The following is a 24,675-nucleotide window of genomic DNA, read 5'->3' as shown; positions in this document are numbered from 1 at the left end:
GGACAGACGACCGGGTTACCCGGCGTCCGTCGTCTCGACGACCGCGGTCGCACGACGGCGACGCAGCGCGAACAGGCCGAGGCCGGCGGCGAGCAGCACGATGGCGCCGATGACGAACGGCGTGCTGTCCGCACCGGTCGTCGCGAGGTCGCCGTCGGTCGCGCCGCCCGAGTCGCTCTCACCGGGGGCGATCGCACCGCCGTCAGCCGCTGCGGTCACGGTGAGGGAGGCCGTCACCTCGGTGCCGTCGGGGAGGATCACGGCGAGTGTGTGCGTCCCCGCCGGGGTGGCCGCGGGGATGGTGACGGTGCGCGAGAACGTGCCGTCGGCCGCGACCGTGACCGTACCGAGCGCGACCGGGTCGGACCGCAGCTCGAGGGCGAGCTCCGCGCCGGCCGCGAAGCCGCTTCCGGACACCGCGAGCGTGCCGCCGGCCGGGACCGAGGACGCGCCCAGCTCGACCGCCGCGGGCTTCTCCGGCTCCGGCTCCTCCGTGACCGGCGGGGTGACACCGGCCTCGGTGACCCACTTCTCACCAGCATCCGACTTGGTCACCGTGAACGTGTCGTAGACGGCGCCGACGGGGAGGTCGGTCGTGGCGTCCGGCTGCTTCTCGGCGAGGTACGACCGATAGACGAGCTGGTTCTTCGAGACGTCGATCACCTGGTACGTCGTCACGCCCTGACCGCGCAGCACCTGCGTGGCGCCGTTGTTGGTCCAGACGTTCTTCTCCGGGGTCTCCAGGTCGTAGTGCTTCGCGCCGGAGTTCGACACGACGTAGACCGGACCGGTGGTGAGGCCCGGAGTCTCGGTCGCATCCGTGTTCACGTAGCCGCGGGCGTACGTGTGGTCGTGGCCCATGAGCACGAGATCGATGTCGTTGCGCTGGAAGACGGGCAGCCACTCGGCGCGGAGCACCGGCTCGTCACGACCGGCCGAGGCCGAGAAGACCGGCTGGTGGAACGTGACGACGTTCCACTTCGACGGGCTGTTCTGCAGCAGCAGGTCGAGCCAGGCGGCCTGGAAGCGCGTCCACAGGGTGCCGATCTGGGACGACGGGCACTCCGCTCCCGTGCAGGACGGGAGCCCGGCCGGGGTGAGGAAGGTCGTGTCCCGGGTCGCGTTCAGGGTGATGAAACGGACGCCCTGGTAGTCGGTGTAGTACGCGGTCTCGGCGGCGAACGAGCTCCAGTGGTCGAAGAACGCGCGGTACTGCTGCGCGACCTCGGAGTCGCCCTTCGCGAGGTCCGCCAGCTCGCCGATCGAGCTCGTCGACGGGTTGTTGTGCGGGTACTCGAACGCGGCCTTCCACGCCGTGAGCAGCTTGTCGCCCGAGTACTCGTGGTTGCCGGGGGCGGCCATGACGTTGGTGCGGACCGCCGAGTCCTTCATGCCCTGGAACCAGTTCAGCCACTCGTTCTCGTTGCTGGAGGTGTTGATGAGATCGCCGGCGTGCACGGAGCCGATCGAGCGAGGAGCGTGTGCCTCGGCCTGCTTCACGACGCTCGGCCATGTGGTGTCGAGACCGATCTGGGCGTCGCCGTAGTAGATGAACTGGAAGTCGTTCGCCTTCGGGTCGGCGGTGCGGAACTCGTACCAGTCGCTCCAGCTCCCGGGGAGACCCACCCGGTAGCGGTACGCCGTGGCGGGGGTGAGGTCGGTGACCGTGGCCGAGAAGTGCTTGTTAGGGTTGCCGTTCACGACACCGGCGTCGTACGCGTCGACCGTGCGGGTGGCACCACCGGTCGCGAGGCCGATCTCGACCTGGCCGACCGTGTGCGAGGCGTCGCCGGCGAGCCAGGAGAACGACTGCGACACCTCGGGCTTCTCGGTGGGGGTGAGGATGACACGGGTCGGCGGGGCGACCACGGGCGTGCCGGGGTCGGAAGCCTTCACGAGGGTGAGCGATGACATGTCGAAGTAGATGTCGGAGCTGGACGCGCGGTCCTGGAACAGCGACACGGCGATCGTGTTCGTGCCGTCACGGAGCAGGTCGCCCTCGGCGCTGAACGTGCTGGTCAGCGGGTCGCCGTTGGAGTCGCCGGCGTACTCGACGTTGGTGGTGTCGGTGATGCGGCCGTCGACGTAGCGGGCGACCTCCTCGCCGTTGATCCAGACGATGATGGCGTCGTCGTAGGTGATGGTGCTCTGCAGAGCGGCGACCTGCTCGGCGACGCCGGCTTCGAGTTCGAACGTGGTCCGGAAGAAGTAGGTGGGCACGGTCGGGGCCGCGGCGCCGTCGAGGTAGTGGTTGAGGAGCGTCTTCGGCGTCTGCGGGCCGACGGGGGCGAGCTTCCCGCCCTTGGCGCCGAACGAGCCCGGTGCGGTCTTCCACGCGCTGTCGTCGTAGGCCGGCAGGGTCCAATCGCGCAGTGCGGCCGGGGCAGGGGACGGGTCGGAGCCGTCGTCGAGGTAGTGCCAGGGGGTGTCGCCGGTGACGAGCGATCCGGTGGGCACCTCGGGATCGGGCGCGGCGAGGGCCGCGGGGGCGACGACGGCGCCGCCGAGCACGGCGAGCAGCGCGACGGACGTCAGTCCGCGACGCCGCCACCGCACCGCAGGGGTGGGGGAGGTCATGTCAGTCCTTCGTGGGTGGGTGTCCGTGCTCAGCCGCACGGGGCGCCCCCAGCCCAACGGAGCCGGATGACCGCGGTCTGACATCGAGGCGACGGGGAGGTGAACGCGGCGCGGGCGGGCACAGCTTCGGAGATCGCCCGAGACACGCCGGGGGTACCGGCTCGGAGCCGGCGCGTCGGCCGGAAGCTCCGAAGTCGTGCCCGGTCCGGAAGGGGTGGAAAGCGGGCCGGTACGCTAGAACCCATGCTCAACATGGCCGACGGCCTCGCCCGTCTCGGCGCGCTCGCCGAGAATCCCGTCGTCCGCACCCTCGCGGAGGCCTTCGACGAAGCCGGTTTCGAGCTCGCCGTCGTCGGCGGTCCGGTGCGCGATGCGCTGCTCGGCCGTGAGACGCACGACCTCGACTTCACGACGAGCGCCTCGCCGGACGAGATCCTCGCGATCGTGAAGCCGGTCGCCTCCGCGCACTGGGACATCGGTCGGGCCTTCGGGACCATCGGCGCCCGGGTGCGGGGCGAGCAGGTCGAGATCACCACCTATCGCGCCGACAGCTACGACGGCGTGACGCGCAAGCCCACCGTGGAGTTCGGCGACTCGATCGACGGCGACCTCGTCCGCCGCGACTTCACGGTCAACGCGATGGCCCTCCAGGTGCCCGCGGTGAAGCTCGTCGACCCGACCGGCGGGGTCGAGGACCTCGTGGCGGGGGTGCTGCGGACACCGACGGATCCCCGGGTGTCGTTCGGCGACGACCCGCTCCGGATGCTGCGCGCCGCCCGGTTCAGCGCGCAGCTCGGCTTCACGGTGGAGGAGGACACGGAGCGGGCGATCACCGAGCTCCGCGAGACCCTGACGATCGTGAGCCCGGAGCGCGTGCAGTCCGAGCTCGTGCGCCTCATGCAGACCGACGACCCCGTCCGCGGCATCCGGGTGCTGGTGGAGACCGGACTCATCGAGGAGTTCCTCCCCGAGGTCAGCGCCCTCAAGCTCGAGGTCGACGAGCACCACCACCACAAGGACGTCTACGAGCACTCGCTCACGGTGCTCCGTCAGGCCATCGCGCTCGAGCACGCCAGGAACCCCGGGGCCCCGGCGGATGTGCCGCTGCGGATCGCGGCTCTGCTCCACGACATCGGCAAGCCCCGCACGCGCAAGCTCGAGCCGGGTGGCGCGGTGACCTTCCACCACCACGACGTCGTCGGCGCCCGGATGGCCCGCAAGCGGCTGCAGGCCCTGCGCTTCGACTCGGCGACCACGGATGCCGTCGCGACCCTGATCGAGCTGCATCTGCGGTTCTTCGGCTATGCGGAGGGGGCGTGGACGGATGCCGCCGTGCGCCGCTACGTCCGCGATGCCGGGGACCTGCTGGAGCGGCTGCACATCCTCACGCGCGCCGACGTCACCACGCGGAACAAGCGCAAGGCCGCGCGGCTCGCCGCCGCCTACGACGACATCGAGTCCCGGATCGCGGCTCTTCGCGAGCAGGAGGAGCTCGACGCGATCCGTCCGGAGCTCGACGGCAACCGCATCCAGGAGGTCCTCGGCATCTCTCCGGGCCGGGAGGTCGGCGAGGCGTACAGGTTCCTCCTCGATCTGCGCCTCGATGAGGGCGTGCTGGGCGAGGACGTCGCTGAGCAGCGTCTCCGCGAGTGGTGGGCTTCGCGCGGCTGACTCCTGCCGACCCACCCCCTTGCGTGCCTCCCGGCCCCCTGCGCCCGCACGTAAAGGGCCGGGCCGACCGCAGAGGGGTGGGTCGACCTCAGTTGATGATGGCGGCGGCGTCCGGGGGGAGAGTCAGGAGCGTGGGGGTGCTCGACGCGGGGGCGGTTGTGAGGAGGAGTTCGGCCGTCGAGGGCACCGCGAACGTTGCGGGGGTGGGGGAGAGGTTCACGAGCACCGACACTCCTCCGCGATCGATGCGGTAGACGCGGTGCTCGGGGCGGCCGTCCGTCTCCCGGACCTCGACCGTCGTGTGCGCGGAGTCCGGGTCGGTGAGCTCCGGTCGCGCTCGCCGCAGTCGGGCGAGGTCGCGGTACAGCGCCAGGAGCCGGGCGTGCACCGGCGCCTCGGCCTCCGCCCAGTCGAGGTGCGAGCGATGGAAGGTGTCGGGATCCTGCGGGTCGGGCACCGCATCCGGATCCCAGCCCATGCGGGCGAACTCCGCCGTGCGACCCTCGGCGACCGCGCGGCCGAGTTCGGGCTCGGGGTGGGCGGTGAAGAACTGCCACGGTGTCGTCGCGCCCCACTCCTCGCCCATGAAGAGCATCGGGGTGCCCGGGGCCGTCAGCGTGAGGACGGCGGCCACCGCGAGCCGATCGGGGGACAGGGTGGCGGAGAGCCGGTCCCCGGCCGCGCGGTTCCCGATCTGGTCGTGATCTTGCGCGAAGGTCACCAGCCGCCAGCTCGGCACCTCGGCCGGGATCGGCGACCCGTGCGGACGGTCGCGGAAGGACGAGAAGGTGCCGTCGTGGAAGAACCCGCCCTCTGTCACCTTGGCCACCGCCTCGGCCGCGGCGAAGTCGGCGTAGTACCCGGCGGTCTCCCCGGTGAGCGCGACGTGCACGGCATGATGCCAGTCGTCCGACCACTGCGCCGTGAGTCCATAGCCCCCGGCTTCCCGCGGCAGGATGAGCGTCGGGTCGTTGAGGTCGGACTCGGCGATGAGGGTCAGCGGCCGATTCTGCTGCGCGGAGAGGGCGTCCACCCGTTCGGAGAGCTCCCGCAGCAGGTGCACGGGCCGCCGGTCGTGGAGTGCGTGCACGGCGTCGAGGCGGAGCCCGTCGACGTGGAAGTCGCGCAGCCACATCAGGGCGTTGTCGAGGATGTACTCCCGCACCGCGTCCTCGTCGAGGTTCACCGAGTCGCCCCACGTGTTGCTCTCGCCCTCGCGCAGGTACGGACCGAAGAGGGGGAGGTAGTTCCCGCTCGGACCGAGGTGGTTGTAGACCACGTCCTGCACGACGGCGAGCCCGTGTGCGTGGGCGGCGTCGACGAACCGCTGGTACGCCGCGGGACCGCCGTACTCCTCCTGCACCGCGTACCAGAGCACGCCGTCGTATCCCCAGTTCCAGGCGCCGTTGAAGGCGTTGACGGGCAGCAGCTCGACATGGGTGACGCCGAGGTCGACGAGATGCGCCAGGCGGCCGATCGCCGCGTCGAGCGTGCCCTCCGGCGTGAAGGTGCCGAGGTGCAGCTCGTAGATCAGCCCGCCCGCGAGCTGCCGTCCGGTCCAGGAGGCGTCGGTCCAGGCGAAGGCCGCGGGGTCGAACGCCGCCGAGGCGCCGTGCACGCCGTCCGGTTGCCGCCGCGAGCGCGGGTCCGGGCGCAGGTCGTCGCCGTCGTCGAGCAGGAACCCGTAGCGCTCGCCGTCCGCGAGGACGAGGTCGGCGGTCCAGTGCCCCTCAGTGGTCGCCGTGAGTTCCCGCTCCTCTACGGTCGCGCCCGCGGCGTCGAGGCGTCGCACCCGCACACGCCTCGCCCGCGGCGCCCACACCGAGATCATCGGGCCAGCTCGATCAGCGCGACCGGATACGTGTCGAGCAGTTCCGCCAGCCGCACCGGTCCGGGCGGAATCCGCCGACCGGTGAGGAGATCCGTCCCCGGCAGCTCCGGGCGCATCAGGACGGTGTCGCCCCAGCCGCCGCGGCGCGCCAGCGTCACCGGCAGCCGCGTGGCCACGGCGGTCGCGCCGCCGCGGTGCACGGCGACGGCGTGGTCGGCGGCCGCGCCCTCGACGACGGCCGGCCGGTAGAAGCGGAACAGCTCCGGGTTGTCCCGCCGCAGTCGCAGGGCCCGCGAGGTCACCAGCAGCTTCGCGGCACCGGAGTCGTCGATGGGCGGGAGCACACCGCGGGCGTGGTCCGCGTCGAGCTCCCGCAGCATCCGGGCGCGCAGAGCGAAGTCCACGGGTCGACGGTTGTCGGGGTCGACGAGCGAGAGGTCCCACAGTTCGGTGCCCTGGTAGACGTCGGGCACGCCGGGGCCGGTGAGCTGCAGCAGCTTGGCGGAGAGGGAGTTCGAACGGCCCGCATCGACGATCTCCGCCACGAACCGGTCGAGGATCGGCGCGGCGTCGCCCTCCACGGATCGCGCGATCGCGGCCAGACCCTCCTCGAAGGCCGCGTCCGGATGCTGCCAGGTGGTCCGCTCGGCGGCCTCGCGCGCGGCCTTGGTGGCATAGGCGAGGAGCCGGTCGGAGGGCAGCGGCCAGGCTCCGACGGCGGCCTGCCAGATCAGCGCGTCGAGGGGACCGTGTCCGGTGGTCGCGACGGCGCGCAGCTCCGCCAGCACCTCGCCCCACCGCTCCGGGATCTCCGAGAGCACGGACAGGCGTGCCCGCACGTCCTCCGAGCGCTTCGTGTCGTGCGTGGAGAGCGTCGTCATCGAGTGCGGCCAGGCGGCCAGTCGTGCCCGCTGCGCGTCGTGGAACTCCTCGACCGACAGGGCGGGGATCGACGGATCGGCGCCGACCTCGGTCAGCGTCCCGAGGCGGGTGAACCGGTAGAACGCGGTGTCCTCCACGCCCTTCGCCATCACGGCGCCGCTCACCTGCGGGAACCGCTGCGCGACCTCGAGCGAGGGGTCGACCAGGAGCGGTTCGAGCGCCGCGAAGGCGGCGGAGAGGTCGGGGCGTCGATGCCGGGCCTCCGCGAAGGCGGCGCACAGGTGCTCGCGACCTTCGGGGAGATAGGAGCGGTACACGGGGAAGCAGGCGAGGAGCTCGGCGAGGGCGTCGTCGGCGTGCACGATCCCGTGGGGGAGCGTGCGGACCAGGCGGCGCACCTCCGCGGCCAGGAGCGTGTCGGCGATCATCCGCTTCGTGTCGTGGATGAGGTCGTGCCAGGGGAGCGCGTCCGGGAGGCCGGTCTCCGCGCGGAGCCGGGCGTCCAGCCGGTCCAGCGCCGCGACACCCTCCGCGTCGACGAACAGGCGGTCGAGCTCGGCCAGCGCGTCGTAGCCGGTCGTGCCGTCGGTGCGCCACCAGGCCGGGAGGGCCTCGCCGGGCTCCAGGATCTTCTCCACGAGCGTGTACGCGCGCCCGGTCGCGTCGGCGAGCTGCTCCAGATACGCACCGGGGTCGACGAGGCCGTCCGGATGATCCACCCGCAGCCCGTCCGCGAGTCCGGTCCGGAGCCAGCGGAGGATCTCCCGATGCGACTCCGCGAAGACGTCGGGACGCTCCACCCGGATGCCGGCGAGTTCGGAGACCGCGAAGAATCGGCGATACGTGAGATCGGTGTTCTGGTCCTCCCAGAATCGCAGCTCGTAGTTCTGGGCCGCCAGGAGTGCCGGGAGGTCGTCGGCCAGCGCCGCGGTGCCGGGGGCGAGCGGCAGCTCGTGCTCGAAGTAGCGCAGCACCCCGTCCGGCGCATCGGCGGCCGGGGTGGTGTCGACGTCGAGTTCGCCGTTCGCGACGACCTCCTCCGGGCTCGCGCCCAGCAGCGGGAGCAGGAGCCGTCCGCTTCCGGCGTCCCAGTCGATGTCGAAGGCGGCGGCACGACGGGTCTTCCGGCCGAGTCGCAGCACCTCCCACCACCACGGGTTCTGCCGCGGCACCGCGACGCCCACATGGTTGGGGACGATGTCGGCGAGGATGCCGAGGCCGGCCGTGCGCGCCGCCGAGGCGAACCGGACGAGACCGTCCTCGCCCCCTCGGTCCGGATCGATGCGCGCGTGGTCGACCACGTCGTAGCCGTGGTTCGAACCCGGCGTCGCCGCCAGCAGCGGCGACAGATACGCCCAGGACGCGCCGAGCTCGGCGAGGTAGCCGACCACATCGGCCGCCGCTTCGAGGGGGAAGCTGCCGCTGATCTGGAGGCGATAGGTCGACAGCGGCCTGTCGGTCATGAGGCGGCCTGCTCGCTCTGCGCGCGGAGCGAGGCGTCGACGGAGTCGTCGGTGTCGACCGGCTCGCCGTCGATCTCCTGCAGCACGAGCATGGCCTTGCCCTCGAGCGGCACGGTGTCGCGGGCGCGGAGGTTCCGGTCGCCCAGCTCGCCGGCGGTGTCCACTGCGACGAGCCATTCCGCACCGTGGCGATCGTCCGGCAGGGCGAGGTCGACGGGCTCGTCGCCGCTGTTGAAGTAGACGAGGAAGTTCACGTCCTCCACGGGCCGCCCTCGCCGGTCGTTCTCGCGGATCCCGCGGCCGTTGAGGAACATGCCGACAGAGCGCCCGAAGCCCGAGTCCCAGTCCTCCGGGGTCATGCGGGCGCCGTCCGGTCGCAGCCACACGACGTCGGGGATGCGCTCGCCGTCCTCGTCCGCGACCGGGCGTCCGTCGAAGAAGCGGCTGCGGCGGAAGGTCGGATGGTCGTGCCGGAGCCGTGCGACCGCCGCCGTGAACTCCACGAGCGGCAGGTCGGCCGCCTCCCAGTCGATCCAGGTGAGCTCGTTGTCCTGCGCATAGCCGTTGTTGTTGCCGTGCTGCGTGCGGCCGAGCTCGTCGCCGTGGGAGATCATCGGCACGCCCTGCGAGAGCAGCAGCGTCGCGAGGAAGTTCCGCTGCTGACGCGCGCGGCGGCGATTGATGTCGATGTCGTCGGTCGGTCCCTCTGCGCCCATGTTGTCGGAGCGGTTGTGGGATTCGCCGTCGTTGTTGTCCTCGCCGTTGTCCTCGTTGTGCTTCTCGTTGTAGGAGACGAGGTCGCGCAGCGTGAAGCCGTCGTGCGCGGTCACGAAGTTGATGGAGGCGACGGGTCGTCGGCCGGAGTGCTCGTACAGGTCGGCGGAGCCGGTGAGGCGGGAGGCGAACTCGCCGAGCGCCTGTGGCTCACCGCGCCAGAAGTCGCGCACGGTGTCGCGGTACTTGCCGTTCCACTCCGTCCACTGCGGCGGGAAGTTGCCCACCTGATAGCCGCCGGGTCCGATGTCCCACGGCTCGGCGATGAGCTTCACCTGCGAGACGATCGGGTCCTGCTGCACGAGCTCGAAGAAGGCCGCGAGGCGGTCGACGTCGTAGAACTCGCGGGCGAGGGTCGCGGCGAGGTCGAAACGGAAGCCGTCGACGTGCATCTCGGTCACCCAGTACCGCAGCGAGTCCATGAGCAGCTGCAGGGCGTGCGGGTTGCCCGCGTTCAGGCTGTTGCCCGTGCCGGTGTAGTCCATGTAGTACCGCTTGTCCTCTTCGAGCCGGTAGTACGCCTCGTTGTCGATCCCGCGCATCGAGAGCGTCGGACCGAGGTGGTTGCCCTCCGCCGTGTGGTTGTAGACGACGTCGAGGATGACCTCGATGCCGGCCTCGTGGAGCGCGCGCACCATGGCACGGAACTCCTGCACCTGCTGACCGTCCTGGCCGCCGGCGGCATAGGCGTTGTGCGGGGCGAAGAAGCCGAGGGTGTTGTAGCCCCAGTAGTTCGACAGGCCCTTGTCCTGCAGCACCGAGTCGTTGACGAACTGGTGCACGGGCATCAGCTCCAGGGCGGTGACGCCGAGACGCTGGAGGTGCTCGACGACCGCCGGATGCGCGATGCCGGCGTAGGTCCCCCGCAACTCCTCCGGCACCTCGGGATGCCGCTGGGTGAGCCCCTTCACATGGGCCTCGTAGATGACGGTCTCGGCGTACGGCGTCTTCAGCGGCCGGTCGCCGCCCCACTCGAAGAACGGGCTGACGACGACGCCCTTCGCCATCGCGCCCGCGGAATCGTCGTCGTTGCGGGAGTCAGGGTCGCCGAAGTCGTAGCCGAACAGGGACTGACCCCAGTCGATCTCGCCGGCGACGGCTTTGGCGTACGGGTCGAGGAGCAGCTTGTTCGGGTTGAACCGCTGCCCCTGGGCCGGGTCGTAGGGGCCGTGCACCCGGTAGCCGTAGCGCTGTCCCGGCTGAACCGTGGGCAGGTAGCCGTGCCAGACGAAGGCGTCCACCTCCGTGAGGGGCACGCGCGTCTCCGTGCCGTCCGCGTCGAAGAGGCAGAGCTCCACGCGCTCCGCGCCCTCGCTGAAGAGGGCGAAGTTGGTGCCCTGCCCGTCGAAGGTGGCCCCCAGCGGGTAGGCGGACCCGGGCCAGACCTCGCGGCTCATCCGGCGAGGGCGTGGTCGCGCGAACCCGCGGCCATGGCACTGACGATGCTGACGGCATGGTCGTAGTCGTACACCTGAGCGATCTCCACAGCCCGAGGATACGGGTGTCCGAGGTAGCAGACATAGAGCGGCGGCACGACCTCGATGTACCCGACAGGGGCGTCGTGCGCGACGACGTACCGGTCGAAGTCGATCCGCTCGCAGGCCGGCTCGATCGCGGCGGGGTGGGCCGCGTCGGCGCGCTGCGAGGAGCCAGTGCTGGTGGGGGTGTGGACGTTCATGGCGCCTCCTGACTCGTGATGGGACCACGATAGGAACCGGGAACGGATCCGAGAACGGTATTGCCAACCGGGCGTCGACCGGCTATGCACCCGATGACGACGAGATCACTCGCCGCGCCATCGCACGTACTCCGTCACCACGACGCCCGATTCATACGGGGTCGTCTCCACGGCCTCGAACCGTTCGGGACGGTAGGGGCGGTCGCCGAAGAGCGGGATGCCGGATCCGAAGAGCAGCGGCTGCCGTTTCAGGATGAGCCGGTCGATCTCGTCGGCGAGCGTCGCCGCGAGAGCCCCGCCGCCGCACAGCCAGATCGCGCCGCCCTCGGCACGCTTGAGCCGCCGCACGACCTGCACCGGGTCCTCCGCCGTCACCTCGAGGTTCTCGGCCTCGGCGGTGCGGGTGCGGCTGAAGACGATCTGCCGCAGATGCCGGTACGGGCTTGCGAGCCCGCCCACCTCGTACGTGTTCCTGCCCATCAACACGGTGTCGAACACGTCGTTGCGCTGCGGGATGCCGAGGGCTTCGGCGGCCACGGTCGGCAGGGTGTCGGCGAAGCGGGCGTTGATGCCGTCCATGTGGTCGCCCTCGACGAGGAAGGCGTCGAACTCCCCGCCCGGGCCGGCGATGAACCCGTCCAGGGTCACCGCGGCGTAGTACACGAGCTCTCGCATCGTTCTCCAATCACTACATCTGTTGCGGTTGAGAGTACAACAGTCGTAGTGATTGCGCTAGGGTGGCGGCATGGCGAGGAATGAGCCGCGACGACGGCAGATCGCGGATGCCGGGCTGGCGGTGCTCGCCCGCGAGGGATCCCGGGGGCTCACGCACCGCGCGGTCGACGCCGAGGCGGACGTCCCCGCGGGGACGACGTCGAACTACTTCCGCAGCAGGGAGGCGCTGATCGAGGGCCTCGTCGACCGCATCGGGGAACGCCTGGCTCCGACGCCCGAGGACCTGGAGCGGAGGGCCGAGATCACGCCGAGCCGGGAGCTCTTCGCCGACTACATCCGGGACATCGTGCGCCGCCTCACCGCTGATCGCGACGTGACCCTCGCCCTCTTCGAACTGCGGCTCGAGAGTGCGCGCCGTCCCGAGCTCGCCGCCGTGCTCGGCGACTGGCAACGGGCCGGCTTCGATGCGGACGTCGCCTTCAACACCGGGGCGGGTCTCCCCGGGGGCCGGCGGGAGATCGCCCTGTTCCACTACGCGATCGACGGTCTGCTGCTCGACCGGCTCACCACACCGATCGACCCGGAGACCTCCACCGACGACGTGATCGACGATCTCGTGGCCGGGCTGCTGCCCTGACCGCCGCCGCGGCTGCTGTTCCGCCCGGTCGATCCTGCTCGTACACTGAGGGCACGCTCCCGGCTCCAGGAACGGAGAACGCGTGTCTGCGACGTGGCACGATCCGCGGGAGGCGTCGCCGACGGCGTCTCGCCTCCTCGTCGAGCGTGCGCACGAGGAGCTCATCGCCGGGAACCTCGACGATCACCGCCTCCGCGAGGTGCGTCCGCTCGTGCGCGAGTCGTGGGAGCGGTCTTGGCGCCGCCGCGTCGGTCCGGAGGGGCTGCCGCCGCTCGATCTGCATGAGGACGAGCTCGACGCCTATCGTCTGGCTCATCCGCTCGCCTCGGCGATGGAGATGATCCGCGCGCTGCTGCTTCCCGGCGACTCCGAGGACTCGGGGGTCGTGATCGCCGTGGGGGACCAGGCCGGGCGCCTGCTGTGGATCGAGGGGGACGCGCAGCTGCGGTCCCTCACCGAGGGCATGGGGTTCGTCGCCGGCGCGAACTGGGCGGAGGACGCCGTGGGCACGAGCGCTCCCGGCACCGCGCTCGCCCTGGAACGGTCGGTGCAGATCCGCGGGGCCGAGCACTACAACCGGCTGGTGCACCCGTGGTCATGCACCGCGGCGCCCGTGCGCGACCCGGAGACGCAGCGGGTCCTGGGCGTGATCGACATCACCGGGGGGCCGGAGGTGGTGACCCCGCAGGCGCGACTGCTCGTCGACGCGACGGCGCGAGCGGTCGAGTCCGAGCTCCTCGTGGCCCGGCTGCAGCGACGGGCGGAGCCTCCGGCTCGACGACTGCCCGGCAGGACGCCGCCGGAACCCCTCGCCCGCGCGCGACTGCACGTGCTCGGACGCGACCGCGCCCGGCTGGAGACCGTGTCGGCGCACGAGGAGGCGGTCACCGAGCTCAGCGCCCGGCACGCCGCCATCCTCCTGATGCTGGCCGTGCACCGTCAGGGGCTCTCCGCCGACCGGCTCGCCGAGCTCGTCTACGGCCCCGGCGTCTCGCCGGACACCTTGCGGCCGGAGATGGTGCGTCTGCGGAAGGTCCTGGAGCGGGCGGCTTCCGACCTCGTGCCGGAGTCCCGCCCGTATCGTCTTCCGGTGCCGCTGGAGACCGACGCCCACGACGTGCTGTCCCTCCTCGACCGCGGGGCGCACCGGGTCGCTCTGACGGCGTATCGGGGGCCGGTGCTGCCGGAGTCGGCCTCACCCGGCGTGGAGGAGTTCCGTGACTCGGTCCGGGCGGCGCTGCGGGAGGTGATGCTGTCGGGGGCGAGTCTCGACGTGCTGCTCGCCTACGCGGACACCCCCGAGGGGAGCGAGGACGCGGAGGTGCTGCGGCTCGCCTTGGAGATGCTTCCGGCGCGCTCGCCGCGTCGTGCCGGTCTCGTGACCCGGATCGAGCGCCTCACCTGATTCGAATCGCCCGATTGGTCCCATTCCGGCCGCGGATGCAGCACAGTGCGCGATTCGAACGGGTGCAACCGGCTGCAACGTTGCGCACCGGGAGTGCAACGGGGAGCGGCCTAGCGTCGAGGGAACACCGCGGCATCGACGCCGCGGCGCCCCCGTCGAAGGAGACCCCCATGACCATCGTCGAAGAAGACGTGTCCCTCGCCTACGCGGCCCCCGGGCAGCCCGGAGCAGTCGCGAGCTATCGGCCCCGCTACGGCCACTACATCGGCGGCGAGTTCGTCGAACCGGCCAAGGGCCAGTACTTCGAGAACATCAGTCCCGTCAACGGCAAGCCCTTCACCGAGGTCGGCCGCGGCACCGTCGAGGACATCGACCGCGCCGTCGACGTCGCCTGGAAGGCCTTCACCGCCTGGGGCAAGACCAGCCCCGCGGAGCGCTCCGTGATCCTGAACCGCATCGCCGACCGGATGGAGCAGCACCTGGAGGAGATCGCGGTCGCCGAGACCTGGGAGAACGGCAAGCCCGTGCGGGAGACGCTCGCCGCCGACATCCCGCTCGCGATCGACCACTTCCGCTACTTCGCCGGCGTGCTCCGCGCGCAGGAGGGCGGCATCAGCCAGCTCGACGAGAACACCGTCGCGTACCACTTCCACGAACCGCTCGGCGTCGTCGGCCAGATCATCCCCTGGAACTTCCCGATCCTCATGGCCGTGTGGAAGCTGGCGCCGGCGCTCGCCGCGGGCAACTGCATCGTCATCAAGCCCGCGGAGCAGACGCCCGCATCGATCCTGTTCCTGTTCGACATCATCGGCGACCTGCTTCCGGCCGGAGTCGTCAACATCGTGAACGGTTTCGGCATCGAGGCCGGCGCCCCGCTCGCCCAGCACAAGCGCATCCGCAAGGTCGCCTTCACCGGGGAGACCACGACCGGGCGCCTCATCATGCAGTACGCCTCGCAGAACCTCATCCCCGTCACCCTGGAACTCGGGGGCAAGAGCCCGAACGTGTTCTTCGAGGACGTGGCCCGATCCACGAGCGACCCGTTCTACGACAAGGCGCTCGAGGGCTTCACGATGTTCGCGCTCAACCAGGGCGAGGTCTGCACCTGCCCGTCACGCGCCCTCATCCAGCGCTCCATCTACGACGGGTTCCTCGCCGACGGCCTCGAGCGTGTGAAGAAGGTCGTGCAGGGCAATCCGCTCGACCCCGCGACCATGATCGGCGCGCAGGCCTCGAACGATCAGCTGGAGAAGATCCTCAGCTACATCGACATCGGGAAGCAGGGCGGGGCCCGGCTGCTCACGGGAGGCGAGCGCGCCGACCTCGGCGGCGATCTCAGCGAGGGCTACTACGTGCAGCCGACCGTGTTCGAAGGGACGAACGACATGCGGATCTTCCAGGAGGAGATCTTCGGTCCGGTGCTCTCGGTCACCTCGTTCGACGACTTCGACGACGCGATCTCGATCGCGAACGACACCCTGTACGGCCTGGGCGCCGGGGTGTGGAGTCGCAGCGGCGACACGGCGTACCGCGCGGGCCGGGCGATCGAGGCGGGCCGCGTCTGGACGAACACGTACCACCAGTACCCGGCCCATGCCGCGTTCGGCGGGTACAAGCAGTCGGGGGTGGGGCGCGAGAACCACAAGATGATGCTCGACCACTACCAGCAGACGAAGAACCTCCTCGTCTCGTACGCGGAAGGCCCGATGGGCTTCTTCTGATCGTCGACGCCGCGGTGCGGGACGGCGGGCCGCGGCCGCCGTCCCGCACCCGGCATACCGGAAGGAGTCCCCATGGCCGACGCCGCCCCGCCCGCCCGCGTCGCGGTGACCGCCCCCGCTGCCGCGCTCGTCCGCGAGCTCACCGCGCAGCACGGGCCGCTCATGTTCCACCAGTCCGGCGGCTGCTGCGACGGCTCCGCGCCCATGTGCTACCCGGTGGGGATGTTCCTCACCGGCCCCGGCGACGTGCTCCTCGGCGCCCTCGACGTCGGACTCGACGATTCGGTCGAGGTCTTCATGTCGGCCTCGCAGTTCGAGTACTGGAAGTTCACGCACCTGACGATCGATGTCGTGCCGGGACGCGGCGCCGGGTTCAGCGTCGAAGGTCCGACGGGGATGCGGTTCCTCATCCGGTCGCGGATGCTCGACCCCGCGGAGCTGGCGAGCCTCGGCCTGGTCTGAGGACTTTCGAATCGCCTGATTGGTCCCATTTCGGCCGGAGATGCAGCCAATCAGGCGATTCGAACGGGATACGCTGGCCCCGTGAACGCACCGTACCGGCCCTCCGTCCTCTTCGTCTGCGTCCACAACGCGGGGCGCTCGCAGATGGCCGCCGGCTTCCTCCGGCACCTCGCCGGCGACCGCATCGAGGTGCGCTCCGCCGGGTCGATGCCCGCTGCCGAGATCAACCCCGTCGCGGTGGCGGCGATGGCGGAGGTCGGCATCGACATCACGGCCGAGCAGCCGAAGGTGCTCACGACCGAGGCCGTGCAGGCGTCGGACGTCGTGATCACGATGGGCTGCGGCGACGCCTGCCCGTTCTTCCCCGGCACGCGCTACGAGGACTGGGTGCTCGACGACCCCGCCGGCCAGGGGATCGACGCCGTCCGGCCGATCCGCGACGACATCCGCGGTCGCATCGAAACCCTCGTGTCCGAGTTGCTCTGACCGGCGCTCAGCCGGCCCCGTCGAGCATCGCCTTGGCAGCACGCGTGCGGGCGCGCAGGGCTTCGGCGAGCGCCGCGACCGCGGGGAGACGCAGCGACTCGGGCCGCGCGACCATGTAGTACGGGAGCTTCTCGGCGAAGACCTCGGGCAGCAGGCGCACGAGGTCCGGATGCCGATCGGCGGCGAAGCAGGGGAGCAGGCCGATCCCGGCTCCCGCTCGGGTGGCCTCGACGTGCACGAACACGTTGGTCGAGGTGAGTCCGTCCTGCATGCCGGGAACGAGGCGGCGCGGAAGGTCGAGCGCGTCCACCTGGAGCATCGAGTCGACGAAGTACACGAGTCGATGCTGCTCCACCTCGGCACGCGATGCCGGGGTGCCGGTGCGGCCGAGGTAGTCCCGGGAGGCGTACATGCCGAGGGTGTACGTGCCGAGCTTCACGGCCTGCGCGCGGCGGGTCTGCGGCGCGCCCACGACCACCTCCAGGTCGAGCCCGGCGCGGTGCTCGGCGGCCCTCCGCGTGGCCGCTACGATCTCGACCGTCAGCCGTGGGTGTGCTCGGCGCAGCTCGGCGATCGCGGGGGCGGCGATGTAGGCGCTGAAGCCGTCCGTGGCGGACATGCGCACGACGCCGGCGATCGGATCAGGAGTCTCGCCGGGGACGGAGTCGAGCTGGGACAGCGCGGCCTCGATGCGTCCACCGGTCTCGGCGGCGGTGCGCCCGAGATCGGTGAGTTCCCACCCGGACGCGGATTGCGCGACGACCCGTCCGCCGAGCGCGTCCTCGAGGGCAGCGATGCGGCGCGCCACCGTCGTGTGATCGAGACCGAGGTGGGCGGCGGCGCTCGTGTACCGGCCGGTGCGGGCGACCGCGAGCAGCACGAGCAGATCGTCGGCACGAGGCCTCTTCGCCGCATCCATGCTGCAATTATGCACAGCCACTGCGCGGCACTGGGCATTGCTGCAAATCCGGCCCGTGCCGACACTGGAACGGATGTGTCACCGTCGACACCGAAGGAGAGAAATGACCGCCCCCACCCGCGCCTCCGGTCACCCCGCCGCCGCCCCGTCCTCCTCGAAGCTCAAGCGCGTCGTCGCCGCCTCCATGGCCGGCACCGTCGTCGAGTGGTACGAGTTCTTCCTCTATGCGACCGCCGCCAGCCTCGTCTTCGGCACCTACTTCTTCCCGGCCACCGGATCGCCGCTCGACGGCATCATCGCCGCTTTCGTGACGTATGCGGTCGGCTTCATCGCGCGGCCGCTCGGCGGCATCGTCTTCGGTCAGATCGGCGACCGTTTCGGCCGCAAGCCCACGCTGCAGGCCACGATCATCATCGTCGGCGCCGCGACCTTCCTCATGGGGTGCCTCCCCGGCTTCCAGAGCATCGGCTACTGGGCGCCTGCGATGCTCGTCGCGCTGCGCTTCATCCAGGGCTTCGCTGTCGGCGGCGAGTGGGGCGGGGCCGTCCTCCTGGTCGCGGAGCAGAGCCCCGACCGCTCGCGCGCGTTCTGGTCGAGCTGGCCGCAGGCCGCGGTTCCCGTCGGCAACCTGCTCGCCACGCTCGTGCTCCTCGTGAGCTCGTGGGCGATGAGCTCGGCGGCGTTCCTCGAATGGGGCTGGCGCATCGCGTTCTGGCTCTCCGCGGTGATCGTGCTCGTCGGCTACTACATCCGCCGCAACGTCGAGGAGGCTCCGATCTTCCTGGAGGCGAAGGCGCAGGTCGAGGCGGAGAAAGCCACCTCCTACGGCGTCGTCGAGGTGCTGCGCCGGTATCCGATCGGGATCGTGCAGGCGATGGGTCTCCGTTTCGCCGAGAACATCGTCTACTACATCGTCGTCAGCTTCACGATCGTCTACCTGAAGACCGTCCACGAGTACGACACCAGTCAGCTGCTGCTCGCTCTGCTCATCGCGCATGTCGTGCACTTCGCGATCATCCCGCAGGCGGGACGGCTCGCCGACCGCTGGGGCCGCAAGCCCGTGTACCTGACCGGCGCGATCCTCAGCGCGACCTGGGCCTTCTTCGCCTTCCCGATGTTCGACACCCTGAACCCCGTGCTCATCGTGCTCGCCGTCACCATCGGCCTCTGCTTCCACGCGTTCATGTACGCGCCGCAGCCGGCGGTCATGGCCGAACTGTTCCCGACGCGGATGCGGTACTCCGGCGTCTCGCTGGGGTCGCAGGTCACGGCGATCCTCGCCGGGTCGCTGGCGCCGATCCTGGCGATCCAGTGGCTCCGGGACTTCGGCTCCTGGCTGCCGATCGCGCTCTACATCGTGTTCGCCTGCATCGTCACGGCGATCGCGGTGCTCTCGCTGCGGGAGACGAAGGGCGTGTCCCTGCAGGCCATCGACGACGCGGATGCCGCCCGCACGAACGCCCGCACCGCGGCTGCGAGTGCCGCATGACGGATCTGCGCGGACGTCGTGCTCTCGTCACCGGGGGAGCGAGCGGCATCGGTGCCGCCTGCGCGAGAGCCTTCGCGCAGGCGGGCGCCCGCGTGACGATCGCCGACATCGACGGTGACGCGGCCGAAGCCCTCGCCGACGAGATCGGCGGGCAGGCGTGGCAGGTCGACCTCACCGACCGCGATGCGCTGGCCGCACTCCGCCTCGACACCGACATCCTCGTCAACAACGCGGGCGTGCAGCACGTCAGCCCGATCGAGGAGTTCGACCCCGCCCGCTTCTCGCTCCTCGTGCAGCTGATGCTCGAGGCGCCCTTCCTGCTGACCCGGGCCGCACTCCCGGGGATGTACGAGCGGGGCTTCGGGCGGATCATCAACATGTCGAGCGTCCACGGTCTTCGCGCCTCGCCGTTCAAGGCGGCCTACGTGGCGGCCAAGCACGGCCTGGAAGGGCTGTCGAAGGTGACGGCGCTGGAGGGTGCCGCGCACGGCGTCACAAGCAACTGCATCAATCCCGGATACGTGCGCACGCCTCTCGTCGAGCGCCAGATCGCCGACCAGGCGCGGGTGCACGGCATCCCGGAGAGCGAGGTCCTGGAGAAGGTGCTCCTCACCGAAGCCGCGATCAAACGCCTCGTGGAGCCGGAGGAGGTCGCCGGCCTTGCCGTCTGGCTCGCCGCTGACGCCGCCGGGATGGTGACCGGCGCGAGCTACACGATGGACGGCGGCTGGTCCGCGCGGTGAGTCGTCATGCCGACGGAGAGGCCGCGGCGAGCACAGCGCTCCGCAGCCAGGAGCGATAGCGCTCCGGCGACCATCCGGACTGCACGACGAGCTGCTGGTGGCTCTCCGGCGAGAGCAGGAACGACAGCACGTCGGCGAGGGCGTCGCCGTCGTGGTCCGAGTCGACGATGCCCCGGCGCTGCAGTTCCGCCGCGAACCCCCGGTAGTCCGCCGCCCGGTTCTCGAGGATGCGCTGGAGGGCGGCATCGACGACCTGGTCGGAGAGCGCCGCGCCCAGGAGGACCGTCCAGAGGGCATGCCCCCGCTCGTTCGCCGCGCCGATCTGCGCGATGACCGCGTCGAGGAAGACGTCGTCCGGCAGAGTCGTCAACCCGGAGCCGGCCTCGGTGTCGGCGAGGGTCTCGGCGGCCTCCGAGCCGGAGAAGGTGACTTCGAAGGCGGCGATGAGCAACTCCGCCTTCGCCGCCGTGGTCTTCACCGTCTCCGCGGAGACCCCGGCTTCCTTGGCGATCGCGGAGATCGTCGTCGCCTGGTATCCCTGCGCGGCGAACAGGCGGGCGGCTGCCGCGACGATGCGCGCACGGGTCTCCTCGGCCTGTCGGGTCCGCAGGGCGGAGCGGTAGGGGCGTGCAGTCGACGTCATTGACTTTCCTCAGAGGGTGATGAATACTTCAACGGTACAACCAACCCTATCGAGAGAGCCGCCATGTCCCGTTACCTCCTCACCTGCACTCCCGCCCACGGGCATGTGCTCCCGCTGCTGCAGGTCGCCAGACACCTGGTCGCCGATGGGCACGAGGTCCTCTTCCTCACGAGCACCCGGTACGAGGAGCAGGTGACCGCGGCGGGCGCGCGGTTCCGTCCGCTGCCGGCGGAGGCCGACGTCGATCTCGACGACGCGAACGGCGCGTTCCCCGAGCGCGAAGGTCTCACCGGGGTGGCTGCGCTCCGCTTCGACATGAGCACTCTGTTCATTCGTCCGGGGCGGGCTCAGCTCGAGGCCGTGCGCGTCGAGCTCGCGCGGAACCGCGTCGACGCCGTCCTCACCGAACCGCTGTTCGTCGGTGCGGCGCTGCTGCAGCGGCTGCCGAAGGCCGAACGGCCCCCGGTCGTGGTCCTCGGCATCTTCCCGCTCGGCGCCCGCAGCGTCGACACGGCCCCGTTCGGGCTCGGAGTCACGCCGATGCGCGGGCCGTTCGGCCGGATGCGCAACGCCTTCCTCCGCACCGTGGCGGAGCGCGTCATCTTCGGCGGCGTGCAGAAGGAGGCCGACGCCATGGCGCGCGAGGCGGTCGGCCGCGATCTCGGCGGATTCGTGCTCGACTGGGCGGGCCGCGCGGACGCGTACGTGCAGTTCTCGGTGCCGGCGTTCGAGTACCCGCGCTCCGACCTCCCGGCGTCCGTGCACTTCGCCGGCCCCCTGCCCGCGGCGGCGGCGACCGTGCCACTGCCCGAGTGGTGGTCCGACCTGGACGGACGGCGGCCCGTGATCCATGTCAGTCAGGGGACGATCGCCAACGCCGACTTCGGCCAGCTCGTGCTTCCCACGATCGCCGGGCTCGCCGCGACGGACGCCCTCGTGGTGGTCTCCACCGGTGGACGCCCCGTCGAGGCGCTCCCGGCGGAGCTCCCGGCGAACGTCCGCGTCGCCGAGTACCTGCCCTACGACCGGCTGCTGCCGGAGGTCGACGTGTTCGTCACGAACGGCGGCTTCGGCGGGGTGCAGCAGGCGCTGGCCCAGGGCGTCCCGCTGGTGGTCGCGGGGCAGACGGAGGACAAGGTCGAGGTCTCCGCCCGAGTCGGGTGGACCGGCGTGGGCATCAACCTGCGGACGAACGCGCCGAAGCCGGGACAGGTCGCCGAGGCCGTGCACCGGGTGCTCGTCGAGCCGGCGTTCCGCGACCGCGCACGGCAGGTCGGAGAGGCGATGCGCGCTGCGGACGCCTGGCAGACGCTCGACGCGGTCCTGGCCGCGGAGACCGCGAGCGGGGCCGCAGCCGACAGCTCGATGCACCGCTGAGCGCCGCGCGGGAAAGTGCATTCCCGCGCATGAACGCAACCGGGTGCAACGTCCGCCGGTATACCATCCCGGTATCGCCACGCAGCGTCAGTCCCCAGCTGACCACGGGCGGGACGGTCGAACCGTCAATGCGGAGGGAACGTCGAATTCCTTTCGATCCCGAGGGGGGATGGGGTGGGCGTCGGTTCCCCAGAACGGCACCCACCCCCACATCGGGTTCGTCGTCAGTTCCAGCGGCTGAGCATCCAGAAGACCGCGAATCCGATCACCACGACGATCGGCACCCAGGTCCCCGTGCGCTTGAGGCGCCGACCCTGCGGCGCGACCCCCGGCGGTGGGGTGATCATCCCGGCCGGCGCAGCGAACGGGAGAGCGTGGCCCCCGGGCGTCGCCGCGGCGGCGAGGCGGTCGTCGCGCCACCGCGCCCACTGGTCGAGCTTGGTCAAGAGCGCCCCCACCGCCCCGAACAGCCACGCCCAGGTCGCCGGATCGAGCGTGGAGGCGCGGCGGGGCGTGTAGAGGAACAGCCAGTCGTCGACGATCTCGACGTCGAGCTGCGCGGCGTTGTCGATGAAGCGCGCCATGATGTCGGGCGTGAAGAGGTAGAGCGCGTCCTGCTCGTAGCCGTCCGGGCAGTACAGGGTGAAGTGCTGGTCGAAGTCGCCCTCGAGCGACAGGCGCTGTGCCCGCTGGAACGAGGCCGGCAGGTTGGAGCCGAAGCCGTTGTTGCCCTTCGCGTCGAGCACGATGTTCGGCAGGGGCACATCCAGCTTCACGGCCACATAGCCCCAGCGATACGTCGTCGAGTTCTTCCCGGACTGCACCGTGTACTGGTAGTTGCCGAACTCCACGAACCGTGGATTCGTGCCGCGGACCAGATCGGTCGCCATGCGCGAGCGGCCGAGATGGAAGATCATCCCGGGGAGCGGCGGATCGTCCACGCGCGGCTCGTACGTCATGCCGTTGGCCTGGGCGAACCGGTGCAGGCGGTACCGCGCGGTGCGCGCGTTGCGGACGCCCATCCAGATGAGCACGCCCACCCCCGCGGCCACCAGCAGGAGGAGCACGAGGGGGATCGCCGCCGCGGCGGGGGAGCCGCTTCCCGCTGCCAGCGCCACCACCACGGAGGCGAGGATCGGAAGCATCACGACCCCGGCGATCGCGACGGCCACGACGGCGATGATCGACGACACCGCCATGCCGGTCGTCCGCCGGGACCGGAGCTCCGCCGTGAAGGCGCGGACGGCGGCCGGGTCGACCGGATCGGTGAGGGGACGCGCATCGAACGACGCCGATGCCTGCGGAGACGTCATCGGTTGACCTCGTCGGCGTCCCACGTGAGGTCGGCACCCGCGCGCAGAGCCTTCGCCTCCAGACGTTCGTCCGTGCAGATCGCACGGATGAGGTCGGGCGAGCCCGCCACGATCGTGGAGTCGTAGTCGATCTCCGAGACCATCACCCAGGCGCGATCGGCGGGCCACAGGATGTTCGGGCTCTGGGCGGCGGGCGGGAAGCCGCGTTCCTCGCCGACCCGGTCGCGCCACGGCACGCCGAGCACCCAGTCCGGATCCGCGAAGGCCCTGGCACCCCCGGAGAACAGCACGTAGTCGCGCCCGGGGAGCTGCAGCCGGGGCCCTTCGGAGATCTCGCGGGAGAGGATGCCGTCCTGCCAGGTGGGCTTCCGGAAGACGTTGTTGAAGGGGTCGTGCGTGCTGCGGTCGAGCATCGCCTGATGGTGCGGGTCTTCGCTGAACGTGAGGAAGACACGGGACGGCCCGTCTCCGAAGAAGCCGACCAGACCGCCGAATCCCTCCCAGAGCGCGACGACCCCGTCGTCCGGTGTCGCGGTGTGGGCGGCGAGGTGCCCGCCCAGGACCGTCACGAGGTCGCTGTCGAGCGCGCCCTCCATCGGCGCCGTGAACTCGCGGCCGTCCGGAGCGATGCGGGTCCGCCAGTCGGCGTCGACGGGAGTGCGCACGATCCGGTGCCACTGCGCCTCTGCGTGCATCGTCGTGCCGAAGGCGGCGGCGGTGTCCGCCCAGCTGACGCGCACGTCGGAACCCGCCGCCGTGGGACTCTCCCGCACCGTGGCGGGATGGAAGATCCGGGCGTACGCGGGGAAGCCGCGGGGGACGACCGCGTGCATGCTCCCCAGACCGTCGTCGAGGGTCTCCCGCAGCCACGCGCCGACGCCGGGGTCTGCGATCCACTCCATGCGACCACGGTACCGGCCGCGTCCGACGACGCGAGCCGCGGCCGTCGATCCCCCATAATCGAGGGGTGACTGCCACCGCCACCCTCCCCTCCCTCGACGGCCGACGCTTCCGCATGGTCTCGTCCACGACCTCCGCCGTCGACCCCGACGCCCCCAGCGTCTTCGAGTACTTCGAACGCGACGGCGCGATCTGGGGCGGCTACGAGGGTGACACGGTCACCTTCGGGAAGTTCGTCGGCACGCGCACCGGCGACACGATCTGGGTCTCGTTCGTCCATGTGCTCAAGGCCGACGGCACCGTGGTCACCGGGGATGGCGAGAGCGAGCTGGAGCTCACCGACGACGGCCGCATCCGTCTGGTGGAGCACTACGAGATGCACGGCCTCCCGCAGCTCAGTGTCGTCGAGGAGATCCCGGCCGCCTGACTCAGCGCGGCGGGAGCGCATCCCGCCCCGGCGAGGCGGGCGTCCATCGCGTCATCCCGAGCGGAACCTCCGTCTGCCGCTCCGGCAGGTCTCCGGGCAGCAGGTAGGGCCGCCGGATGACCTCGTCGAGCACGACGACGCTGACCACCGTCCGCACCTCGGGAAGCTGCGCGATGACTCCCGTCGAGAACTCGTGCACACCGCTCACGTCGACCGCGCGGATGAGCAGCATCGCGTCGTGCTCCCCGGTCGTGATCGCGCACCACTCCACGTCCGGCATCTCGATGATCCGCTCCCGGAACGAGGCCCAGGCCTGCGGCATCACGGTCACGAAGACGAGGGCTCCGATCGACAGCCCGGCCTTCGCCTGATCCACGCGTGCGCTGAATCCGGTGATGACGCCGTCGTGCACGAGCGACTCGACCCGCGTGTACGCGCTGGCCCGCGAGATGCCCACCTTCTCGGCCAGCGCGGCGATCGAGACGCGACCGTTATCGCGCAGCACATCGAGGATTCTGTACGCCGTCTCATCCAAAGGGGCGGCACTTCGTCCAGATTGCTTCGACGGATCCGCGTCCTTGCTGGACATATTGCTCCTCACA

General features: G+C 70.8%; 21 protein-coding genes. 10 read left to right on the top strand and 11 right to left on the bottom strand.

Translation table 11 applies throughout. From position 1 onward, the window contains the following. Window positions 1-15: 15 nt before the first annotated feature. Window positions 16-2,577, bottom strand: coding sequence for a fibronectin type III domain-containing protein (locus IZR02_RS16590; RefSeq protein ID WP_025102842.1), 2,562 nt, complete (start codon window positions 2,575-2,577; stop codon window positions 16-18). 243 nt (window positions 2,578-2,820) lie between these two features. Between IZR02_RS16590 and IZR02_RS16585 the strand changes: the two genes are divergently transcribed. Further along, a complete protein-coding gene (locus IZR02_RS16585) occupies window positions 2,821-4,248 on the top strand; it encodes a CCA tRNA nucleotidyltransferase (RefSeq protein WP_025102841.1) in 1,428 nt (475 codons plus the stop codon). Between the two features lie 88 nt (window positions 4,249-4,336). Here IZR02_RS16585 and treZ read toward each other — a convergent pair whose 3' ends face one another. The 5 genes from treZ to IZR02_RS16560 all read right to left on the bottom strand — a co-directional run bounded on the left by treZ (window position 4,337) and on the right by IZR02_RS16560 (window position 11,551). Next, the gene (gene treZ, locus IZR02_RS16580) at window positions 4,337-6,079 is read right to left on the bottom strand and encodes a malto-oligosyltrehalose trehalohydrolase (protein ID WP_025102840.1); all 1,743 of its coding nucleotides are present in this window, start codon (window positions 6,077-6,079) and stop codon (window positions 4,337-4,339) included. Further along, window positions 6,076-8,424, bottom strand: coding sequence for a malto-oligosyltrehalose synthase (treY, locus tag IZR02_RS16575; RefSeq protein WP_025102839.1), 2,349 nt, complete (start codon window positions 8,422-8,424; stop codon window positions 6,076-6,078). The genes treZ and treY overlap by 4 nt, the downstream gene beginning before the upstream one ends. Further along, on the bottom strand, window positions 8,421-10,595 hold the full coding sequence (gene glgX / locus IZR02_RS16570; protein ID WP_025102838.1) for a glycogen debranching protein GlgX: 2,175 nt from the start codon (window positions 10,593-10,595) through the stop codon (window positions 8,421-8,423). Before glgX ends, treY begins: the two co-directional genes overlap by 4 nt. Continuing rightward, the gene (locus IZR02_RS16565; RefSeq protein WP_025102837.1) at window positions 10,592-10,876 is read right to left on the bottom strand and encodes a hypothetical protein; all 285 of its coding nucleotides are present in this window, start codon (window positions 10,874-10,876) and stop codon (window positions 10,592-10,594) included. The genes glgX and IZR02_RS16565 overlap by 4 nt, the downstream gene beginning before the upstream one ends. Before the next feature lie 105 nt (window positions 10,877-10,981). Beyond that, window positions 10,982-11,551 carry a dihydrofolate reductase family protein gene (locus IZR02_RS16560; protein ID WP_025102836.1) on the bottom strand — a complete coding sequence of 190 codons (570 nt, stop codon included), beginning with the start codon at window positions 11,549-11,551 and terminating at the stop codon, window positions 10,982-10,984. Window positions 11,552-11,621: 70 nt separating this feature from the next. Between IZR02_RS16560 and IZR02_RS16555 the strand changes: the two genes are divergently transcribed. From IZR02_RS16555 to IZR02_RS16535, 5 genes are all read left to right on the top strand, one after another. Continuing rightward, window positions 11,622-12,188: a TetR/AcrR family transcriptional regulator gene (locus tag IZR02_RS16555; RefSeq protein WP_025102835.1), complete on the top strand. Its 567-nt coding sequence runs from the start codon at window positions 11,622-11,624 to the stop codon at window positions 12,186-12,188. Between the two features lie 82 nt (window positions 12,189-12,270). Then, on the top strand, window positions 12,271-13,593 hold the full coding sequence (locus tag IZR02_RS16550) for a GAF domain-containing protein (RefSeq protein WP_025102834.1): 1,323 nt from the start codon (window positions 12,271-12,273) through the stop codon (window positions 13,591-13,593). 170 nt (window positions 13,594-13,763) lie between these two features. After that, a complete protein-coding gene (exaC, locus tag IZR02_RS16545; RefSeq protein ID WP_025102833.1) occupies window positions 13,764-15,314 on the top strand; it encodes an acetaldehyde dehydrogenase ExaC in 1,551 nt (516 codons plus the stop codon). A gap of 72 nt (window positions 15,315-15,386) precedes the next feature. Next, a complete protein-coding gene (locus IZR02_RS16540; RefSeq protein WP_025102832.1) occupies window positions 15,387-15,776 on the top strand; it encodes a DUF779 domain-containing protein in 390 nt (129 codons plus the stop codon). An 81-nt stretch (window positions 15,777-15,857) separates the two neighbouring features. Further along, on the top strand, window positions 15,858-16,262 hold the full coding sequence (locus IZR02_RS16535; RefSeq protein ID WP_025102831.1) for an arsenate reductase ArsC: 405 nt from the start codon (window positions 15,858-15,860) through the stop codon (window positions 16,260-16,262). 7 nt (window positions 16,263-16,269) lie between these two features. Here the strand turns inward: IZR02_RS16535 and IZR02_RS16530 are convergent, their stop codons facing one another. Further along, window positions 16,270-17,181, bottom strand: coding sequence for a LysR family transcriptional regulator (locus IZR02_RS16530; RefSeq protein ID WP_025102830.1), 912 nt, complete (start codon window positions 17,179-17,181; stop codon window positions 16,270-16,272). Between the two features lie 103 nt (window positions 17,182-17,284). Here IZR02_RS16530 and IZR02_RS16525 point away from each other — a divergent pair, with 103 nt between their 5' ends. Beyond that, window positions 17,285-18,670 carry an MFS transporter gene (locus IZR02_RS16525; protein ID WP_025102829.1) on the top strand — a complete coding sequence of 462 codons (1,386 nt, stop codon included), beginning with the start codon at window positions 17,285-17,287 and terminating at the stop codon, window positions 18,668-18,670. After that, window positions 18,667-19,413 carry a 3-hydroxybutyrate dehydrogenase gene (locus IZR02_RS16520; RefSeq protein WP_025102828.1) on the top strand — a complete coding sequence of 249 codons (747 nt, stop codon included), beginning with the start codon at window positions 18,667-18,669 and terminating at the stop codon, window positions 19,411-19,413. Before IZR02_RS16525 ends, IZR02_RS16520 begins: the two co-directional genes overlap by 4 nt. Window positions 19,414-19,417: 4 nt before the next feature. On the opposite strand, the gene IZR02_RS16515 is transcribed toward IZR02_RS16520, so the two are convergent. Beyond that, window positions 19,418-20,056 carry a TetR family transcriptional regulator gene (locus IZR02_RS16515; protein ID WP_025102827.1) on the bottom strand — a complete coding sequence of 213 codons (639 nt, stop codon included), beginning with the start codon at window positions 20,054-20,056 and terminating at the stop codon, window positions 19,418-19,420. Between the two features lie 63 nt (window positions 20,057-20,119). Between IZR02_RS16515 and IZR02_RS16510 the strand changes: the two genes are divergently transcribed. Further along, window positions 20,120-21,433 carry a glycosyltransferase gene (locus IZR02_RS16510; RefSeq protein ID WP_025102826.1) on the top strand — a complete coding sequence of 438 codons (1,314 nt, stop codon included), beginning with the start codon at window positions 20,120-20,122 and terminating at the stop codon, window positions 21,431-21,433. A 224-nt stretch (window positions 21,434-21,657) separates the two neighbouring features. Here IZR02_RS16510 and IZR02_RS16505 read toward each other — a convergent pair whose 3' ends face one another. Both IZR02_RS16505 and IZR02_RS16500 read right to left on the bottom strand, forming a co-directional pair. Beyond that, window positions 21,658-22,746: a hypothetical protein gene (locus IZR02_RS16505; protein WP_025102825.1), complete on the bottom strand. Its 1,089-nt coding sequence runs from the start codon at window positions 22,744-22,746 to the stop codon at window positions 21,658-21,660. Next, window positions 22,743-23,648 (bottom strand): hypothetical protein, encoded by a 906-nt coding sequence (locus IZR02_RS16500; RefSeq protein WP_025102824.1) that lies wholly within the window; start codon window positions 23,646-23,648, stop codon window positions 22,743-22,745. The genes IZR02_RS16505 and IZR02_RS16500 overlap by 4 nt, the downstream gene beginning before the upstream one ends. 65 nt (window positions 23,649-23,713) lie before the next feature. On the opposite strand from IZR02_RS16500, the gene IZR02_RS16495 reads away from it, so the two are divergent. Further along, a complete protein-coding gene (locus tag IZR02_RS16495; RefSeq protein ID WP_231729533.1) occupies window positions 23,714-24,073 on the top strand; it encodes a hypothetical protein in 360 nt (119 codons plus the stop codon). A 1-nt stretch (window position 24,074) separates the two neighbouring features. On the opposite strand, the gene IZR02_RS16490 is transcribed toward IZR02_RS16495, so the two are convergent. Then, complete coding sequence (locus tag IZR02_RS16490; RefSeq protein WP_234024180.1) at window positions 24,075-24,662, bottom strand: Lrp/AsnC family transcriptional regulator; 588 nt, start codon at window positions 24,660-24,662, stop codon at window positions 24,075-24,077. Window positions 24,663-24,675 lie beyond the last annotated feature (13 nt).

The organism is Microbacterium paraoxydans (assembly GCF_019056515.1).
Lineage (GTDB): Bacteria > Actinomycetota > Actinomycetes > Actinomycetales > Microbacteriaceae > Microbacterium.
Note: the sequence above shows the minus strand (reverse complement) of the source record. Positions and strands in the feature narration are given on the sequence as shown.

Coding starts and splice junctions, on each gene's coding strand:
- IZR02_RS16590 (WP_025102842.1), bottom strand. CDS start 2,577: ATGACCTCCCCCACCCCTGCGGTGCGGTGGCGGCGTCGCGGACTGACG.
- IZR02_RS16585 (WP_025102841.1), top strand. CDS start 2,821: ATGCTCAACATGGCCGACGGCCTCGCCCGTCTCGGCGCGCTCGCCGAG.
- treZ (WP_025102840.1), bottom strand. CDS start 6,079: ATGATCTCGGTGTGGGCGCCGCGGGCGAGGCGTGTGCGGGTGCGACGC.
- treY (WP_025102839.1), bottom strand. CDS start 8,424: ATGACCGACAGGCCGCTGTCGACCTATCGCCTCCAGATCAGCGGCAGC.
- glgX (WP_025102838.1), bottom strand. CDS start 10,595: ATGAGCCGCGAGGTCTGGCCCGGGTCCGCCTACCCGCTGGGGGCCACC.
- IZR02_RS16565 (WP_025102837.1), bottom strand. CDS start 10,876: ATGAACGTCCACACCCCCACCAGCACTGGCTCCTCGCAGCGCGCCGAC.
- IZR02_RS16560 (WP_025102836.1), bottom strand. CDS start 11,551: ATGCGAGAGCTCGTGTACTACGCCGCGGTGACCCTGGACGGGTTCATC.
- IZR02_RS16555 (WP_025102835.1), top strand. CDS start 11,622: ATGGCGAGGAATGAGCCGCGACGACGGCAGATCGCGGATGCCGGGCTG.
- exaC (WP_025102833.1), top strand. CDS start 13,764: ATGACCATCGTCGAAGAAGACGTGTCCCTCGCCTACGCGGCCCCCGGG.
- IZR02_RS16540 (WP_025102832.1), top strand. CDS start 15,387: ATGGCCGACGCCGCCCCGCCCGCCCGCGTCGCGGTGACCGCCCCCGCT.
- IZR02_RS16530 (WP_025102830.1), bottom strand. CDS start 17,181: ATGGATGCGGCGAAGAGGCCTCGTGCCGACGATCTGCTCGTGCTGCTC.
- IZR02_RS16525 (WP_025102829.1), top strand. CDS start 17,285: ATGACCGCCCCCACCCGCGCCTCCGGTCACCCCGCCGCCGCCCCGTCC.
- IZR02_RS16520 (WP_025102828.1), top strand. CDS start 18,667: ATGACGGATCTGCGCGGACGTCGTGCTCTCGTCACCGGGGGAGCGAGC.
- IZR02_RS16515 (WP_025102827.1), bottom strand. CDS start 20,056: ATGACGTCGACTGCACGCCCCTACCGCTCCGCCCTGCGGACCCGACAG.
- IZR02_RS16510 (WP_025102826.1), top strand. CDS start 20,120: ATGTCCCGTTACCTCCTCACCTGCACTCCCGCCCACGGGCATGTGCTC.
- IZR02_RS16505 (WP_025102825.1), bottom strand. CDS start 22,746: ATGACGTCTCCGCAGGCATCGGCGTCGTTCGATGCGCGTCCCCTCACC.
- IZR02_RS16500 (WP_025102824.1), bottom strand. CDS start 23,648: ATGGAGTGGATCGCAGACCCCGGCGTCGGCGCGTGGCTGCGGGAGACC.
- IZR02_RS16490 (WP_234024180.1), bottom strand. CDS start 24,662: ATGTCCAGCAAGGACGCGGATCCGTCGAAGCAATCTGGACGAAGTGCC.